A 15369-nucleotide genomic window follows, 5' to 3' on the forward strand; every position below is an offset into this window, starting at 1 on the left:
TTCCTGCGAAAAGACGGATTCCGCGCTCGTTACTTTGACTCGGTGCCAGTCTCGGTTCGGGTGCCGTAGCTCCCGGCGCTGGTCTCGTTGCCCTTTCCACGCCGGATCAGTTCCCTGTCCGTCAGCGGCAGCGTCTCGCCGTCCAGCGGGATGTGCCAGTGCCCGAGAGTTCCGATGATACGCGTTCGGCTCCCCTCGACATCGAGCCGGAGCGTCGGGCCGAGCGAGCCGCCGAACCGACGCATCTGCTCGGATTCGGACAGATGGGCGATTTCGTCCAGCGTGTCGCCGTCGAAGTCGTAGTAGTTGAAGAAACTCTGGACCAGCACCTCGTCGCCGTGGGGGAACGCCATCCACGAGTAGGACTGGAACGGCGCATTCTCGGGATTCGTGGCGACGAGTCCGGACTCGTTCAGCGGGACGTACTCGCCGCGGAGGTCCGTCGCGACGAAGCCATACAGCGCGTCGAAGCCCTCGACCCCCGGCGCGAACGTGTGGAGGTGGCTGGAGATGAACAGGTAGTACAGGCCCTCTCGATACACGACGTGGGGCCGTTCGAGCTCCTGATTGACGCCGACGGCGTCCAGCAGCGGGTCTTCGAGGTCCCACTCCAGCGGGTCGCCCGTCGGCGAGCGGGCGACGCCAACGCTCCCGTTGAACTCCTGTAATGCGGCGTCGCCATCGCACACGTCGCTCTCCTCCGGAACCGGCGTGTTCGCTTCGAACAGGAGCCAGGTCTCGCCCGTCTCGGGGTCCTCGAAGAACCACGGGTCGCGGAAGGTGTATATCATCCCGCGGGACTGGTCTTCGCGCTCGTAGCGGTCGCCGTCGGGCTGGAGCAGTTCGTGGTGGGTCCACGGCCCCGAAAGCTCGAACCCGTCCGTCGTGTCGATGCTGCCGCCGCCCGCGCCGACGATCCGCTGCGTGTAGGTCAGGTCGTCGGCTCCCTCCTTGCCGGCCGCCGTATAGAACAGATAGACGCTGCCGTCGTCGTCGTACAAGGCGGACCCGGCCCACTGGCGCTGGCCCAGCGCGTCCTCGAACACCGGGCCGGCGTTGTGCCAGTTCCGGCCGTCGTCGGAGTAGAAACAGCGGATAGTCGCCACGTCGTGGCGCTTGCCGGGTAGCAAGTCGGACGGAGCCGTCAGCGAGAAGCAGACCCGGTAGCCGTCGACCGTCGCCAGCGTGCCGTCGCGGTTGCGGAGGAACCAGGTATCCCAGATGTGGACCTCAGGGATCTGTTCGGTCGCGGGCGGGTAGACGATGGGGGCAACGGTGTCGTCGGTCCGCTCGATCCGACTCGCCTGCTCGCGTGTCCACCCGGCGCGCCCCTTCGTTCCGGGACGACCCTCGCCGAGCGCCTCGTTTGTCATATCTCACGTTGGGCCGACCACGGGTATAAATGTTGCCAGGCGGGTACTACGGGTGTTGTATGAAATATATGCAATACGACAGTGCCGGGCGCTAGCAGAGAAAACTGATAGTGGGTAGGTCAAGGGGGCCGAACAGCACATTACTCGCTTGAGTCCTCGCTGCCGCTGACACCCTCTGGACCGGTGATATCGAGCGGCCGGACCCACTCGTGCCAAATGAAAACGACGCCGAGGCCGTACCCCAGCGCCCAGACGGCGCTCCCGATCCACGGGTAGCCGAGCGTGCTGAACCCCCAGTTCGCGAGTCCGGGGAGAATGATCGCAGCGAGAACCGTCAGCACCAGCACTGCTGTGTCCCGATTGTTCACGGTCGCAGCCCCCACGTTACTGTGCCGTTCATACCACAAATTAGGCTCGGACACTCCTGAGTCTGTCGGAACACCGACCCGTGACCGGGACGAGACTGACGCCGTAGCCGTCCCATTTTTATCATCGTATGCCCTACCCCGGATGTCGGGAATGTCTCAGAACCACACAGACCGGTCGTCTTCGGAAGACATCGAGTGGTGCTACGATGCCGTCCATCGTGTGTCGCGGACGTTTAGTCTCACAATTTCGGAACTCAACGAACCGATGGCCCGGGACATCTGTCTGGGCTATCTTCTCTGCCGCGTGGCTGACACGATCGAGGACGCCGGCCACCTCCCTCCAGCGGTACAGACCGAACTCCTGCAGACGTACAGCCGCTCGCTCGAACCGTCGAGCGGGACGACCGTGTCGTCGTTCCACGACGCCGTCGAGGAGTGGATTCCAACGACGACGAACGCCGACTGGGAGGTCGTCGAGAACGCGGGCCGCATCGTCGACGTGTTTCACACCCTCGACGACCACTCCACGCAGACGATTCGCGGGCCGGTCCGGGAACTCGTCGACGGGATGGCGATGTTCGTCGACCGCTACGCCGACGCCGGCGGACTTCGAATCAAGACGCTGGACGAACTCGAAGAGTACTGCTGGTACGCCGCCGGCACCGTCGGTACGCTGGTGACCGGGCTGGTCTCCCACGAAGCCACAGACGAGCAGATCGCCCAGATGGAGGAAAACGCCCGCTCGTTTGCCCTCCTGCTCCAGCTCGTCAACGTCGCCAAGGACGCCGCGACGGACATGGAAGAGGAGAACAACGTCTATCTCCCGCTGGAACTACTCCACGAACAGGGGCTTGATCACAGCGACGTGAGCGACACCGGCAACGTCGATTCGCTGGTGCCCGTCATCGAGCAGGTCACCGAGCGAGCAGAGGGCTATCTCGACGACGCACAGGCGTGGCTCGAAGCCATGCCCGAAACCCGCGGTAACACCCTCTCAGCGTGGGCCATTCCGTTCCTGCTCGCGGTCGGGACGATCCGTGAACTCCGCGAACGACCCGCCGACGTCATCGAGCAGGGCAACGTCAAAATTTCTCGCGAGGAGGTCCACTCCGTGACACAGCAGTTCGGCGGCGACGGCGACCCTTCAATCGGGGAGTTGCGGGCGAAAATCCGCCAGCAGCCGCTCCACCAGTACTGACGACCAGCAGAGACATTCCTCTTTTCCGGTCCCGTTTCCCATTCAAACGAGCGCCGCCTACTCCGGGCCGCGTTTGTCGTACTGCTGTACGATCTCGCGGAGCCACCAGAGCTTTAGCCCGCTCATCGCCAGCGTGGCGGCCGCGGCGCTGACCGGTCGGCGACGCCAGGCAGCGTACAGAGCGATGGTCGACGCCAGCGCGCCGCCGGTGTTACACACGTTCGGATAATCGAGGCCCATCGTTCCGTTATCCTGCTCCCTGAGCCACCACCGCTCTGCCAGCACGGCGCGGGTCATCCAAGCGTCCTCGGTGTCCGGCGGCGCGAACAGGATTGGGTTGATAGCTGTCCACAGCAGCGCCGCGGTCAAGAGTCGCCAGCGACGCTGATACACTGCGTACACAATGACAGCGCCGGTCGGAACGCGCGACCAGCCGCTCTTGGGGTTCGAGTGGCGGCTCCAGAACCAGTCCCGTACGCTGTTCGGTAGTGGTGCTGTCATATCTTCCTATCGACCGTGACAGAGGATAACACTGCTGCCGGGTGGTGTGGCCCAGAGCAGCGGCCCCGATCTGATTCTCCGGGGACAGAACACTCATGTCCGCCCTGTGTGAACGCCGTCTATGGCCACAGCGGCGTCGGGGCTCTCTGAGCCACAGGTACTCGCCCGGACGAAAGACCGGCTATTTGCGGACCGCGAGGACGCCTACGTCGTCGCGGACACACAGTTCGCACAGCAGCGCTGGCTGGACGAAACGCCTATCGAGGCGGCCGTGCAGGCGACGCTCGCACCGTTCAACCACGTCCGGGTCGGAACGGGCTATCCCGATCTCGTTGGCGTGCAGACGCTCTCGACGGACCTGCTGTCCGTCGACCGCCTCGGGGACCGACCGCCGCTGATTGCCGTCGAGGCGAAAGGGTACACCGGCGACGGTGCCGTCGACGCCGAGCGCGGGGTCGTCCAAGCCCACGACCGGCTCAACGAGGCGAACGTCGCCTTCCTGACCGCCCCGCGGAGCGGCATCTCCACCGCCGCGCGGACGATGGCCCGCGAGCTGAACGTTGGCGTGCTGGGCGTCGAATCCGATGGCTCGGTCTCAGTGCTGGAACGGCCCCGCGTGGTCGGCCACGGGTCGATGGACGCCGCCTCGGCGATCCGGTTCCAGGCCAGCGCCCAGGGCGTCGCCGACCAGAACTTCGGGCTCAACCATCCGAAGAACTACGTCGCAGTCCCGCTGGCCGTCTACCATGACGGCGACGCGCGGGACCTGCTTGCCAGCCACGTCGTCGGGGCCGTCGACGGCGCTATCGCTGGCGCGGAGTTCCTGAACCTGATCGCCGCCGGCCAGGGGTCGCTCACGTTGACGCCGCTGGGTCGGGAGGTTGTCCGGTTCGCGCTCCGGACAGTCGGCGACATCGACGCCGCACTCCGCCGGTTCGAGGACTGGCAGCGGTCCCGCAAGCGATTCATCGACATCGCGCCACAGTGGGGCCAGCTCGTCCGCCGTGTCGTCTCCGACTATCCGGCCACGGACCTCCTCGTCGACGGGCTCTACGCCTGCCACCGGGACGGCTACGGCTCCCCGTCGCTCGTCGAGTTCGTGGCGTACCTCCACGCGCTGCACCCCGAGTTCACTGTCGAACTGTTCCTCCGCGGCGACGAGACCGTCCGCCAGCGGGTGTTGACCGGCGACGGCGAACTCCGCCGCTCGGAGCTTACTGACGGTAGCGTCTACCACTCACCCACCGTCTTCCAACTGAAGGCGATTTTCTACCACGCCGGTATCGTGACCGACCGCGGTGCGGAGCCATCGAACCTCGACCCCGAGACGGACGAGTGGGCGCTGTGTGACCCGCTCGTGTAGCGGCGCTGCTCCGGTGGCTCCGGTATTTCTACCGACACATAATCCTGAAACGTGGGTAGCCCCTACAGTAACGTAATGTCCCAGACTCTGGAGCTCCCCAACGGCGACGTCGTCTCACCGGACGACGTGTTCTGTTACAACGACTACCCCTACCGGCTCGTCTGGCTGGAGAGCGACACCCACGAGTTCGCGCTTTCGCCGCTGTACTGGGGCGACAGCGGCATGGACATCCCGTTCCGCGACCGGGAGGCGCTCGTCGACCAGTGGGAAGTCGATTCACAGGGTCAGATGACGGCCGAAGAGTGGGCGGACTGGCTGGACGACGCGACGACGGACCCCCGCTACAGCGACGACGAGGTCACGTCACTCGCGGCCGAGCTACCGACGGAGTGGGACTCTGAAGACGGGAGCTCGGACTCCAGTGGCGGCCTCTTGGACCGCCTCGGATTGTGAGCACGCCCGTCGGACTCTGAAAGGTATTAATCCGTTCGTCCTGCAACCTCTGGCATGGAACCGATCTGGCTCGCCGCTGGCGGGGCCGCCCTCGCCGTGGGCCTCGCGCTGGCATTTGTGATCACTCGCCGCTCCGGAGAGAGTGCGTCGAAACGCGCCCACGAGGCCGCACAGGATCGAGAACCGCCGGTCGAACTCGGCGAGACCTACGAGTTCGGCGTCACCGAATTCAGCGACCACCACTCCGGCGACCCCGTCGCCGTCGGGAAAGTCGAGGGATTCGTCCTGTTCACCGAAGACGTGCCGTCGTCGGTGTCAGCCGGCGATGTGATTCGAGCGAAGGTGCTGTCGTTCAACCGGGGCCACACCTCCGCCGACGCTCGGTTCGTCGAACGCGCGTGAGCGAGGGGAGCGGTTACAGCCTCGAGGCGAGGCACGTCCCGCTCGACGACGGATCGCCAGTCCCGACGGAGGGAGAAACCGATATGTGCCTACCACGATAAAACAGGGCATGAGCGAATCGGACGGGCAGAGCACGCCACAGGACACCCGGGAGGTCATTATGGAGGCCACCTTTCGGGCGCTGAGCAAGCACGGCTACAAGGACTTGCGGGTCCGGGACATCGGCGAGGAGATGGACATGTCCCGGCAGGTGATTCACTATCATTTCGACGGCAAGTACGACCTCATCTCTTCGTTTCTGGAGTACATCATCGATCAGTACGAAGGAAGTGTCGAGGTTGACGACGAGACTGACCCCCGCACAGAGCTCGATGTGCGCATCGACCGGTGCCTGTTCGGCCCGGAGTTCGACGACTTCTCGCACTGGGACCGGATGAAGGTGTACCACGAGCTGTACGCCTACGCCCAAAACGACGACGAGCACCGGGCGCTGTTCAACGAGCACTACGACCGCCTTCGCGAAAGCATCGCCACGGTCATCGAAGACGGGGTTGAGCAGGGCACGTTTCGCGACGTCGACGCCGAACTGATGGGCCAGCTCGTCACGGACGTGATTCACGCGGCCCGCGGCCGGCGGATTGCGCTTGGCCACGAGGACGCACCCGACGAGGCCAAGCGGGCCGTCAACGACTTTATTCTCGACTCGCTGTACCCGCCGCAGTAGATTGGGCTGAAAAGGCAGCGTCAGAGGGGGCTAATACCGACGCTGAGCGCCCATGTTCCAGTTGCCGACGCCGCGACGACGAGCGCCCCGCCTGCAAGCGTCACGTTCTTCAGGAAACTGTTCAGTTCGTCCTGCCGGTCCTCGTCCGGCACGGCCCAGAAGTCGTGCATCGCAACCGCCGAGACGATGAGGAACACGGCGAGGGCGACCGCTGCGACGACTGGGAAGACACCCACGGTCACACCGAGCCCGCCAAGGATGAGGAGCCCACCGGACGCGAGGACGGAGAATCTCGGCGCCGGGAGGCCCTTGTACTCGGCGTAGCCGGCCATCTGTTCGGTCTGCGTAAAGTGGCTCAGGCCCGTAAAGGCGAGCACGCCGCCGAAGAGGACACGGCCGGCGACGAGCAACACGACGTTGAGTTCGGGTGCCATCACAAACTCACCACCGAGCCCACGCGGGCGTTTCCAGCAGTGTGATTCGGGATAGTAGCGGAATTCATTGTGGGAGTCGATTCTGGCTGCATCGTTAGAGTTCCGGCACGTCTGACGGCATATCGAAGTCGTGGTAGTACTCGCCTTTCTCTTTCGAGAGAATGTCGAGGACAGCGGCAGCACCGTCACCGGCCGCGATAACCGCCTGCCACTTCTCCGCTCGCCCCATTGCACCGGTCGCGTACACGTTCTCGACCGACGTTTCCATGTCGACGGTCACGTCGACGACATCCTCATCGGTGAACGCACAGCCGAGATCCTCGGCGAGGCTGCGGTCGCCACCAGTCGCGAGGACGACGTACGCCGCGGTGTACTCGTCGTCGTCCGTCGTCAGGACGAGCCCGTCGTCGGTCTGTTCGATAGCCGTGACTTCCGTCTCGTACAGCATCACGCCACGGTCGCGGGCCTGCCCGCGAGCGATGGTGAGGAACTCCTCGCCGCTAATGGACCGCACGGCGGGGTAGTTGAACAGGTGTGCCTTGTGCATCCACGACTCGTCCGTGTCGAAAGTGATCGTTTCGAGGTCGTTCTTCGCAGCGTACTGTGCCGCACTCAATCCGGCGGGGCCGCCGCCGACAACTGCTACATCTGCCATGTCTCAAGCCAGGGGCCACCAATAAAAGAGTCTTACCATCTGGTAAAATTCGGCCGGAAGCTCACAGGTGGCTCTCAACCACGTAACGCTGCCCACTCAAAGAACGTACGGCCCGCGCTGTCGGATCGACTCGCCGTGCGGACGGCCCGAGACGGCGACGACACGGAGCGACTCATTGCCCCGGAGTGTCACTGACCGCGCGTCAGTGACCGGTAGAACATCACCGTCAGTGAACGAATGCCCCTCGACCGTCCCGCTACCGGCGACACCGTAGAGGAACCCGGACCACTCCGTCGGAACCGACCACGTCCACGCGTCGGTTACCGAAACATCCAGATACTCCATCGGCGTGTAGAGGCTGATCGGTGAACCGTCGCCGATAACCGTCGTGACCGTCGCACCGTCCCGTTCCTCCGTCGGAAGCGCGTCGGCCGTCGCGTCAACGTAGTCCGGGTCAGCGTCCTTCTCCGCCTGCGGGAGATTCACCCAGAGTTGTAGTCCGGTACAGGCCTGCCCATCCGCGGGGAATTCGGAGTGACGTATCCCGCTTCCGGTCGTGATTCGCATCGCATCGTTCTCGTATGCGGTGTTTGCGACGCCGAGCGAGTCTTCGTGTTCCATCCCGCCTTCGATCATGTACGAGACGATTTCGAAGCCGCGGTGGGGATGCATCGGAAACCCCGTGTCAGGGTCGATATAGAACTGTTCAAACAGGACAAATGGGTCCAGATTGTACGGATAGCTGTCCGTCGGGAACGCACGGTTCGAATTCACGCCCGTTCCATGCCGGACCATCTCTCCAGGAATCGGTCCGTCAGTCGACGCCTGTGACTCGCTCTCGGTCATACCGCTCCTTGTTTACCGAGCGGTAAAAACTGTCGGGAGTGAACTGCAATCACCCGCTGGCCTTGGTTCGGTGACACTGCCGTCACCGGTATCGAATCCGCTCTCGCGGGTGGAACAAAGCCCTGCAGACGGGCAAACCCCTCTCTCCGTGTACTACTGGCCTCGATGGAAACTGCCGTAGCACAGCCTCATACAGTGGTATTCTGTCCTTCAAAAGTGTGAAGCGAGCGTATGGGTTGGGGCAGATTCTCACCGAAGCGAGACTCACTGCGTTCGTCTCGCAGGGTCCGAATCCGCCGGACCATTCTGCTCCTCACGCCTGTTCGTCACAAGAATGGGTTGGGGCGGATTCGAACCGCCGACTTCCTCCGTGTGAAGGAGGTATCATAACCGAACTAGATCACCAACCCGATGCACTCGACTCTATTCGAGCGTATCCCTTAAGAATTGCTTTCCGACTACGCTTCCGGCTCTTCCTTCCCGCGGTACTCGCCGATCTTTTTGCGGGCGTCAGCGATCGCTTCCTCGGCTTCGCCTTCGGCTTTCCCCTGCAGTTCTTTCAGGTCAGCCTTGACGGCCTCCAGTCGGCTGGGTTCGGGCTCGGCTTCCTTCCCAGTAAGCTCTCGGAACCGTTCCTCGACCGGTTCGAGTTCTTCCTTGACGCCCTTGGTGGCGGTCTTGCCGGCGCGCTTCAGGTAGTATCGTGCGTCTTCGAAGTGCTTGTTCATATATGACCTTACGCGAAGGACGAATATATCTCTTGTGCCCGGAACACAGTCCCCAATCACGGCTGATCGAGGGACTGCGAGCGGCCACGATGGTAAACGTGTCCCGCGGGTACGAACTGTTTTGCGCCGGCACCTGCAACGGGGAGACATGTTCACACGGGTATCGATTCCCACGCCGTTTCAGGTCGGGCCAGTCAATGCATATATCGCGCGACGAACCATCGTCGATCCGGGACCCGACAGCGAGGAAGCGTGGTCGCGTCTGGTTGAGGCGCTTGAAGCACGCGAGCTGTCGCCGGATGACATCGAGCAGGTACTGGTCACACATCCGCATCCGGACCATTTCGGCATGGCAAACCGGTTCGCCGAGCGGGGGCGCGTGTCCTCGCCAGCGAGCCGGCAGCCGATATCATGCGCGATTTCGCGGCGCAGCTACACACTGAACAGTCCTATTTCGCGGATTTCTTCGAGCGGTGTGGCGTCTCACGCGAAACTGCCGAGACGGTCACACAGCTACCGGAAGCGTTCCTGCCCTACGCCCAGAGCGTCGATACCGACCGCGCGCTCGCGGCTGGTGATATCGCTACCGTCGACGACACAGAACTCACGGTCGACACCGTACAGGGCCACTCCGCCGGCGAAATCATCTTCTCGTACGACTTTCAGGGTCGCCGTGAGGCGATCGTCGGCGACAACGTGCTGGGCGACATCACGCCCAACCCGTTCCTGCAGGTGCCCGACGAGAGCGGGACGCGCCCGCAGGTGCTGCCGGCGTTCAACGACTCGCTCCGGTGGCTCCGCGAGCAGGGCCACGACCGTTTTCTCACCGGCCACCGCGAGCCCGTTGCATCACCGCAGGAACGCATCGACGACATCCTCGCGGAACACGACCAGCGCACCGCGGAGGTCGCCGACATCGTCTCCGGCGGGGCGACGACACCCAGTGACGTGATGACGGCGCTGTTCGGGGACCTGCCCGCTACGGAGTACTTCGCTGGGATGAGCGAGGCTGTCGGCCACCTGGACGTACTCGAAGTCACCGACCGCGTCGAGAAGCGCGAGAGTGGCGGCGTGTTCGTCTACGAGTCGGCGTAAGCCTCGCTAACAAGCGTGTGAGAAAGAAAATAGCCAGGCGTCAGACTACAGCAACTGCGCTGCCTGGAACGCGATCTCGGAGACGCGGTTGAAGCCGGGCAGCAGGAGCACCGTCACGATGGCGGCGCCCACCACAGCGGTGTACAGCCCCATCGGGTACGACTCGATGGTCCGGCTGCCGGTCGGTTCCTCGATCCACATCGCCTTGACGACGCGAGAGTAGTAGAACAGGCTGAGCGCGCTGTTGATGATGAGCGCGGCGGCCAGCGACCACGCGCTGACGTTGAGCGTCGCCTGGAACAGGTAGAACTTCGAGAAGAACCCGCCGCCGATCGGCAGGCCGGCGAGGCTGAACAGGAACACCGTCATCGCCGCGCAGGCGACCGGCGCTTCCTTGCCGAGGCCGTTGTAGTCCTCGAAGCGGCGGCCGACGCCCCAGTACTCGGCTAGCGCGATGAACAGGAACGCGCCCGTGTTCATGAAGCCGTAGACGAGCAGGTGGGACATCCCCGCACTCATGCTGAGACTCAGTCCCTCACCGGAGCCGGACACGGCGGCGAGTCCGATGAGGACGTAGCCGGCGTGGCCGACACTGGAGTAGGCCAGCATCCGCTTGACCGTCTCCTGGGTCGCGGCGGCGAAGTTCCCGATGAACATCGTCGCGATGGCGAGGATCTGGAACGCCATCACCCAGTTGATCGCGCCGCCGGCGGCGAGCAGGTCACCGATCGGGAAGGCGACGGCGAAGACGCGGAACGCCAGCACGAAGCCGGCGGCCTTCGACGCCGAGGAGAGGAACGCCGAGATCGGCGCTGGCGCGCCCTCGTACGCCTCGGGTGCCCAGAAGTGGAACGGCACGGAAGCCGTCTTGAACGCGACGCCGCCGATAATCATCAGGATACCGACGCCGAGGATAGCCATCGGGACGGCAGGCTCACCGGACTGGGCCTGAACCGACCCGTCGACGATGGTCTGGACCGTGCCACTGGAAATGGCCGTCGCGACGCCGTCGAATCGAAGGACGCCCGTCGCAGCGTACACAAGCGAGATACCGTAGGCGAGCACCGCCGAGGACACTGCGCCGATGAGGAAGTACTTCAATCCCGCCTCGACGCTGCCCTTGTTCTCCTTGAGGAAGGCGACGAGTGCGTAGGACGGCAGGGAGACAAGTTCGAGTGCGACGAAGGCCGTCGCCAGGCTGTTGGCCGCGCTCAGGAGGCTCATCCCGGTCGCGGACAGCAGGACCAGCGCGAAGAACTCGGCCTGGTAGCTGTGTTCGGCGACGTAGTCGTAGCTCGCGAGCACGACCAGCGTCGTGACGCTGCCGACGATGGCCATGAAAAACAGGGCCATCTGATCGACGACGAGCTGGTTGTTGAACAGTGCGACGCCAGTGCTATCGGCGATGCCGGTGCCGGCGGTGATAAACCAGCCGGCGAACCCGAAGGAAAGCAGGGAGCCGAGCACCGAGATGCCGGCCAGAAGCCCCGTGTTCGTCGTGTCCGGGTCGATCGAGTCCGCTAGCAGCAACACCAGAGAGGCGAGGCCCAGCGAAAGTGCCGGGGCGAGCGCCATCCAGTCAGGGAGTGCGACCATCTATGCACCACCTCCGATTTCGAGAACCGGTGAAATCGAGTCCTGTATCATGGCAAAGGAGAGGTCCGGTGCGACACCGAGTGCGATGACCAGCAGGAGCAACACGGCCAGCGGCGCGACGTCGTGGAACGCGGCCGGGCTGACCTCGTAGTCCGTCTCCAGACTGAAGGCCCCGAACAGCGTGCGCTGCATGGCCCACAGCAGGTAGCCGGCCACGATGACGATGCCGAACATCGCCAGCGAGGTTAACACCGGTGCAGCCCCGCCGAGTGTCGGCGCGTTGAACGAACCCTGGAAGATGAAGTACTCCCCGGCGAAGCCGGCCATCAGCGGCAGGCCCATGTAGCCGAAGGCGGCGGCGACGAAGATGCCAACCGTCCAGGGCATGCGGTCCGCGAGGCCGGACATGTCGCCGACCATGCGCGTGTGCGTCGTGTTGTAGATAACGCCGACACACATGAACATCAGCCCCGAGATGAGGCCGTGGGCGATCATCTGGAAGGTCGCCCCGCCCATGCCGTAGGGCGTGAACGCGACCAGGCCCAGGATGACGTAGCCCATCGACGAAATCGAGGAGTAGGCGACGATGCGTTTGAGGTCACGCTGTGCCAGCGCGAGCATCGCGCCGTAGATGACGCTGACAACGCCGATGATAGCCAGCGGAACGGCGAGCTGGCGCGCCGTGTCAGCGAGCATCGTGAAGTTGAACCGCAGCAGCGCGTAGGTCCCCATCTTCAGCAGGACACCGGCCAGCATGACCGACACCGGCGTCGGGGCCTCGACGTGTGCGTCGGGCAGCCATGTGTGCAGCGGGAAGACGGGCACCTTCACCGCGAACCCGAAGAACATCAGGATAAACGAGATGGTCATCAGGTTCACGCCGGCGATGGTCGGCAGCCCGCTCGCGGTGCGGAACGCCTCGGCCATCGCGGGCAGGGACAGCGACGTGAGGTCGGTGCTGAACACGAGCGCGAACAGCCCCGCGAACATGATCAGCGACGCCACGTTCGTGTAGACGAAGAACTTGATCGCGGCGTACTTCCGGCGCGGGCCGCCCCAGACACCGATGAGCAGGTACATCGGGATGAGGACGCCCTCCCAGAAGACGAACCAGAGGAAGAAATCGAGCGCGGAGAACACGCCGATGAGGCTCACTTCCATGAACAGCATCAGCCCGTAGAACTGGGACTGGCGCTCGTCGATGGGCGTCCACGCGGACACGATGGCGAGCGTCGTCAGCACCGTCGTCAGCGCGAGCAGCGGCATGCTGATGCCGTCGAGGCCGACGTAGTACGACACTTCCAGCTCACCCAGCGTGATCCACGGGATCTGCTGGCCGAACGCGATGTCGGCGGGCGACAGCAGTGCGTTGCCCGTCCCGCCGTACTGCGTGAGGTACACCCAATACATGTAGATGCTGCCAAGCGCCGGCACCGCACTGACGGCCGCGGCGAGCTTTCCGGCGTACCGGTCAGGCGAGAGGAACACGAGGCCGGTTCCCAGCAGGGTCACGAGCAGCAGTGCAGCGACCCACATCTAGAACCACCCTCCCATGATGCCGAAGGCAGCAAGCAAGAGCACGAGTCCAAGCGTCAGCAGCGTCGCGTAGTTGCTGACGACGCCGGACTGGATGCGTCGGATGCGGCTGCCGCCGAACAGGCTGACGCTGGAGATGCCGTTGACGACCCCGTCGACGACACCCTGGTCAAACTTGTTCATCACACGGGCGAGCGGGTAGGTGACACCCGTCGCGAGCCACACCTGATATTCGTCCTGGTAGTAGTTGTGCATGAGTAGCGTCTTCAGACCGCCAAGCTTGTCCGTATGCTCGACCGGGTCGGCACCGGCATAGAGGCTCCGAGCGACGAACACACCGGCGAGTGCCAGCCCGAGCGAGACGCCTGCAGAAGCGAGCAGTGTCGGCGTCTCTCCAAGCGGGTAGCCCTTCACAACGTGTGAAACATCGTGCAGGAGACCCTCGTAGTGGTGCAGTCCAGTGTTGAGCGCCGCAGGCCAGCCACCGTTCTCCGGCCCGGTCAGCCACTTGTGGAGGAAGTCGATGTGGGCACCGGTGAGCTTCGCGACCGGAGCCATGTTGATAAACCCGATCGTCGTCGCGAGAATCCCAAGCACCGTCAGCGGGCCCTTGACATTCCAGTGGACGGGCTCGGGGTCACGCGCGGTGTCCGAGCGGGCGTCACCGTGGAAGGTCAGGTACACCATCCGGAAGGTGTAGAAGCCGGTGAAGAACACGGCCAGCAGCCCCATCGCGTACGCGACGAGGTAGGCCGTGCCGAGACCACCCTCAGTGCCGAAGCCGTGGATAAGCGCCTCGTACAGCACCTCGTCTTTGGACCAGAAGCCGGCGAAGGGAACGATGCCAGCGAGCGCGAGCGAGCCGGCAAGGAACGTCCAGTAGGTCACCGGCATCCGGTCTTTCAGGCCGCCCATGTCCCACATATTCTCGTTGTGGTGCATGGCGATGATGACCGACCCCGCGCCGAGGAACAGGAGCGCCTTGAACACGGCGTGGGTCGTCAGGTGGAAGACGGCAGCGATGTAGCCACCCGAGCCCAGCGCGAGCATCATGTACCCGTACTGGGAAATGGTGGAGTACGCGAGTACCTGCTTGATTTCCTGTTTGACCAGACCCATCGTCGCCGCGAACAACGCGGTGAAGCCGCCGATGAGCGCGATGACGGCCAGCGCCGTCGGCGAGAGGGCGTAGAAACCGTACATGCGCGCGACGAGGTACACACCGGCCGCGACCATCGTCGCCGCGTGGATCAGCGCTGAGACCGGCGTCGGACCTTCCATCGCGTCGGGCAGCCATGTGTGCAGCGGGAACTGCGCGGACTTGCCGACGACGCCGCCCAGCACGAGCAGGCCGAGCACGGTGAACCATTGCTGTGGCCCCATGCCGACTGTCTCAAGCATCGCGATGCCTTCGGTCTCGCCGTCGACGATGGCGTGTTCGGCAAGCATCGGGAAGCTCTCGGCGACCACTTCGCCGCCCTGCGTAATGGGGGCGAAGAGACCGGTCCCGAAGGTGGCGAAGATGCCGACGACGCCGATGAGGAAGAAGTAGTCACCGAAACGGGTGACCAGGAACGCCTTCTTCGCGGCGCTCGGCGGGCCGTCGTCACGGAACCAGAAGCCGATGAGCAGGTACGAACACAGGCCCACCAGCTCGAAGAACATGAACGCCATCAGGAGGTTGTTGGCGACGACGAACCCGAGCATGCTCGCCGTAAACAGGCCGAGCCCGGCGTAATAGCGCGGGAGACCGGTCTCGCCCTCGTCGTTCATATACCCGAGCGAGAAGATGTGGACGAGGAACGAGATGAGACAGACGATAAGCAGCATGAGCGCCGACAGCGGGTCCAGCAGGAGTCCGAAGTTAAGCTGGAGCGACTCGACGCTCGTGGTCCACTGGTACAGTATCTCATTGTGAACCTCACCGCCGGCCACTGTCAGCGCGACCCAGATCGATAGCAGAAGCGATCCACCCGTCGCAGTGATGCCCGCGAGCGCGCCGCCTTTCGGCATGCGGTCGCCGGCAAACAGCGCGACGAGGAACGATACGAACGGCAGCAGGACAATCGCCGGAGCGTATGTGAATGCAGCCATCTG

Annotated in this window: 15 protein-coding genes, 1 tRNA gene and 1 pseudogene; 6 read left to right on the forward strand and 11 right to left on the reverse strand. The window is 63.9% G+C overall.

The genetic code is table 11. The features are described 5' to 3' along the window. Positions 1-29: 29 nt before the first annotated feature. Both Har1131_RS07515 and Har1131_RS07520 read right to left on the reverse strand, forming a co-directional pair. Positions 30-1373, reverse strand: coding sequence for a glycoside hydrolase family 68 protein (locus tag Har1131_RS07515; RefSeq protein WP_151145733.1), 1344 nt, complete (start codon positions 1371-1373; stop codon positions 30-32). A gap of 140 nt (positions 1374-1513) precedes the next feature. Next, positions 1514-1741 (reverse strand): hypothetical protein, encoded by a 228-nt coding sequence (locus Har1131_RS07520; RefSeq protein ID WP_225308094.1) that lies wholly within the window; start codon positions 1739-1741, stop codon positions 1514-1516. Positions 1742-1892: 151 nt separating this feature from the next. Between Har1131_RS07520 and Har1131_RS07525 the strand changes: the two genes are divergently transcribed. After that, positions 1893-2939: a phytoene/squalene synthase family protein gene (locus tag Har1131_RS07525; RefSeq protein WP_064287612.1), complete on the forward strand. Its 1047-nt coding sequence runs from the start codon at positions 1893-1895 to the stop codon at positions 2937-2939. 57 nt (positions 2940-2996) lie between these two features. On the opposite strand, the gene Har1131_RS07530 is transcribed toward Har1131_RS07525, so the two are convergent. Further along, complete coding sequence (locus tag Har1131_RS07530) at positions 2997-3440, reverse strand: DUF6653 family protein (RefSeq protein ID WP_050007157.1); 444 nt, start codon at positions 3438-3440, stop codon at positions 2997-2999. Between the two features lie 121 nt (positions 3441-3561). Between Har1131_RS07530 and Har1131_RS07535 the strand changes: the two genes are divergently transcribed. From Har1131_RS07535 to Har1131_RS07550, 4 genes are all read left to right on the forward strand, one after another. Continuing rightward, positions 3562-4803, forward strand: coding sequence for a hypothetical protein (locus Har1131_RS07535; RefSeq protein ID WP_050036776.1), 1242 nt, complete (start codon positions 3562-3564; stop codon positions 4801-4803). A 75-nt stretch (positions 4804-4878) separates the two neighbouring features. Next, positions 4879-5256, forward strand: a complete 378-nt coding sequence (locus tag Har1131_RS07540; RefSeq protein WP_050036775.1) for a hypothetical protein — start codon at positions 4879-4881, stop codon at positions 5254-5256. Between the two features lie 54 nt (positions 5257-5310). After that, entirely contained in the window at positions 5311-5658 is a 348-nt protein-coding gene (locus Har1131_RS07545; protein WP_050036774.1) for a TRAM domain-containing protein, read from the forward strand. Between the two features lie 109 nt (positions 5659-5767). Then, on the forward strand, positions 5768-6382 hold the full coding sequence (locus Har1131_RS07550; protein WP_050036773.1) for a TetR/AcrR family transcriptional regulator: 615 nt from the start codon (positions 5768-5770) through the stop codon (positions 6380-6382). Between the two features lie 20 nt (positions 6383-6402). Here Har1131_RS07550 and Har1131_RS07555 read toward each other — a convergent pair whose 3' ends face one another. From Har1131_RS07555 to Har1131_RS07575, 5 genes are all read right to left on the reverse strand, one after another. Beyond that, positions 6403-6816, reverse strand: coding sequence for a DoxX family membrane protein (locus tag Har1131_RS07555; protein ID WP_007190793.1), 414 nt, complete (start codon positions 6814-6816; stop codon positions 6403-6405). 94 nt (positions 6817-6910) lie between these two features. Beyond that, positions 6911-7471: an NAD(P)/FAD-dependent oxidoreductase gene (locus Har1131_RS07560; RefSeq protein WP_151145736.1), complete on the reverse strand. Its 561-nt coding sequence runs from the start codon at positions 7469-7471 to the stop codon at positions 6911-6913. Positions 7472-7567: 96 nt separating this feature from the next. Continuing rightward, positions 7568-8317, reverse strand: a complete 750-nt coding sequence (locus Har1131_RS07565; RefSeq protein ID WP_151103572.1) for a pirin family protein — start codon at positions 8315-8317, stop codon at positions 7568-7570. 335 nt (positions 8318-8652) lie between these two features. Further along, positions 8653-8727 (reverse strand) — tRNA-Val (locus Har1131_RS07570). A 48-nt stretch (positions 8728-8775) separates the two neighbouring features. Next, complete coding sequence (locus tag Har1131_RS07575; RefSeq protein WP_008313024.1) at positions 8776-9045, reverse strand: hypothetical protein; 270 nt, start codon at positions 9043-9045, stop codon at positions 8776-8778. A 148-nt stretch (positions 9046-9193) separates the two neighbouring features. On the opposite strand from Har1131_RS07575, the pseudogene Har1131_RS07580 reads away from it, so the two are divergent. Further along, a pseudogene (locus Har1131_RS07580) lies at positions 9194-10140 on the forward strand (MBL fold metallo-hydrolase). Between the two features lie 45 nt (positions 10141-10185). Here the strand turns inward: Har1131_RS07580 and Har1131_RS07585 are convergent. The 3 genes from Har1131_RS07585 to nuoL are packed head-to-tail and all read right to left on the reverse strand — an operon-like array spanning position 10186 to position 15366. Then, positions 10186-11736: an NADH-quinone oxidoreductase subunit N gene (locus Har1131_RS07585; protein ID WP_014040791.1), complete on the reverse strand. Its 1551-nt coding sequence runs from the start codon at positions 11734-11736 to the stop codon at positions 10186-10188. Then, positions 11737-13272: a NuoM family protein gene (locus Har1131_RS07590; RefSeq protein WP_014040790.1), complete on the reverse strand. Its 1536-nt coding sequence runs from the start codon at positions 13270-13272 to the stop codon at positions 11737-11739. Beyond that, entirely contained in the window at positions 13273-15366 is a 2094-nt protein-coding gene (gene nuoL / locus Har1131_RS07595) for an NADH-quinone oxidoreductase subunit L (RefSeq protein WP_151145748.1), read from the reverse strand. Positions 15367-15369: the final 3 nt, after the last annotated feature.

The sequence above is a fragment of the Haloarcula sp. CBA1131 genome (genome assembly GCF_008728975.1).
In the GTDB taxonomy this organism is placed as follows: domain Archaea; phylum Halobacteriota; class Halobacteria; order Halobacteriales; family Haloarculaceae; genus Haloarcula; species Haloarcula hispanica.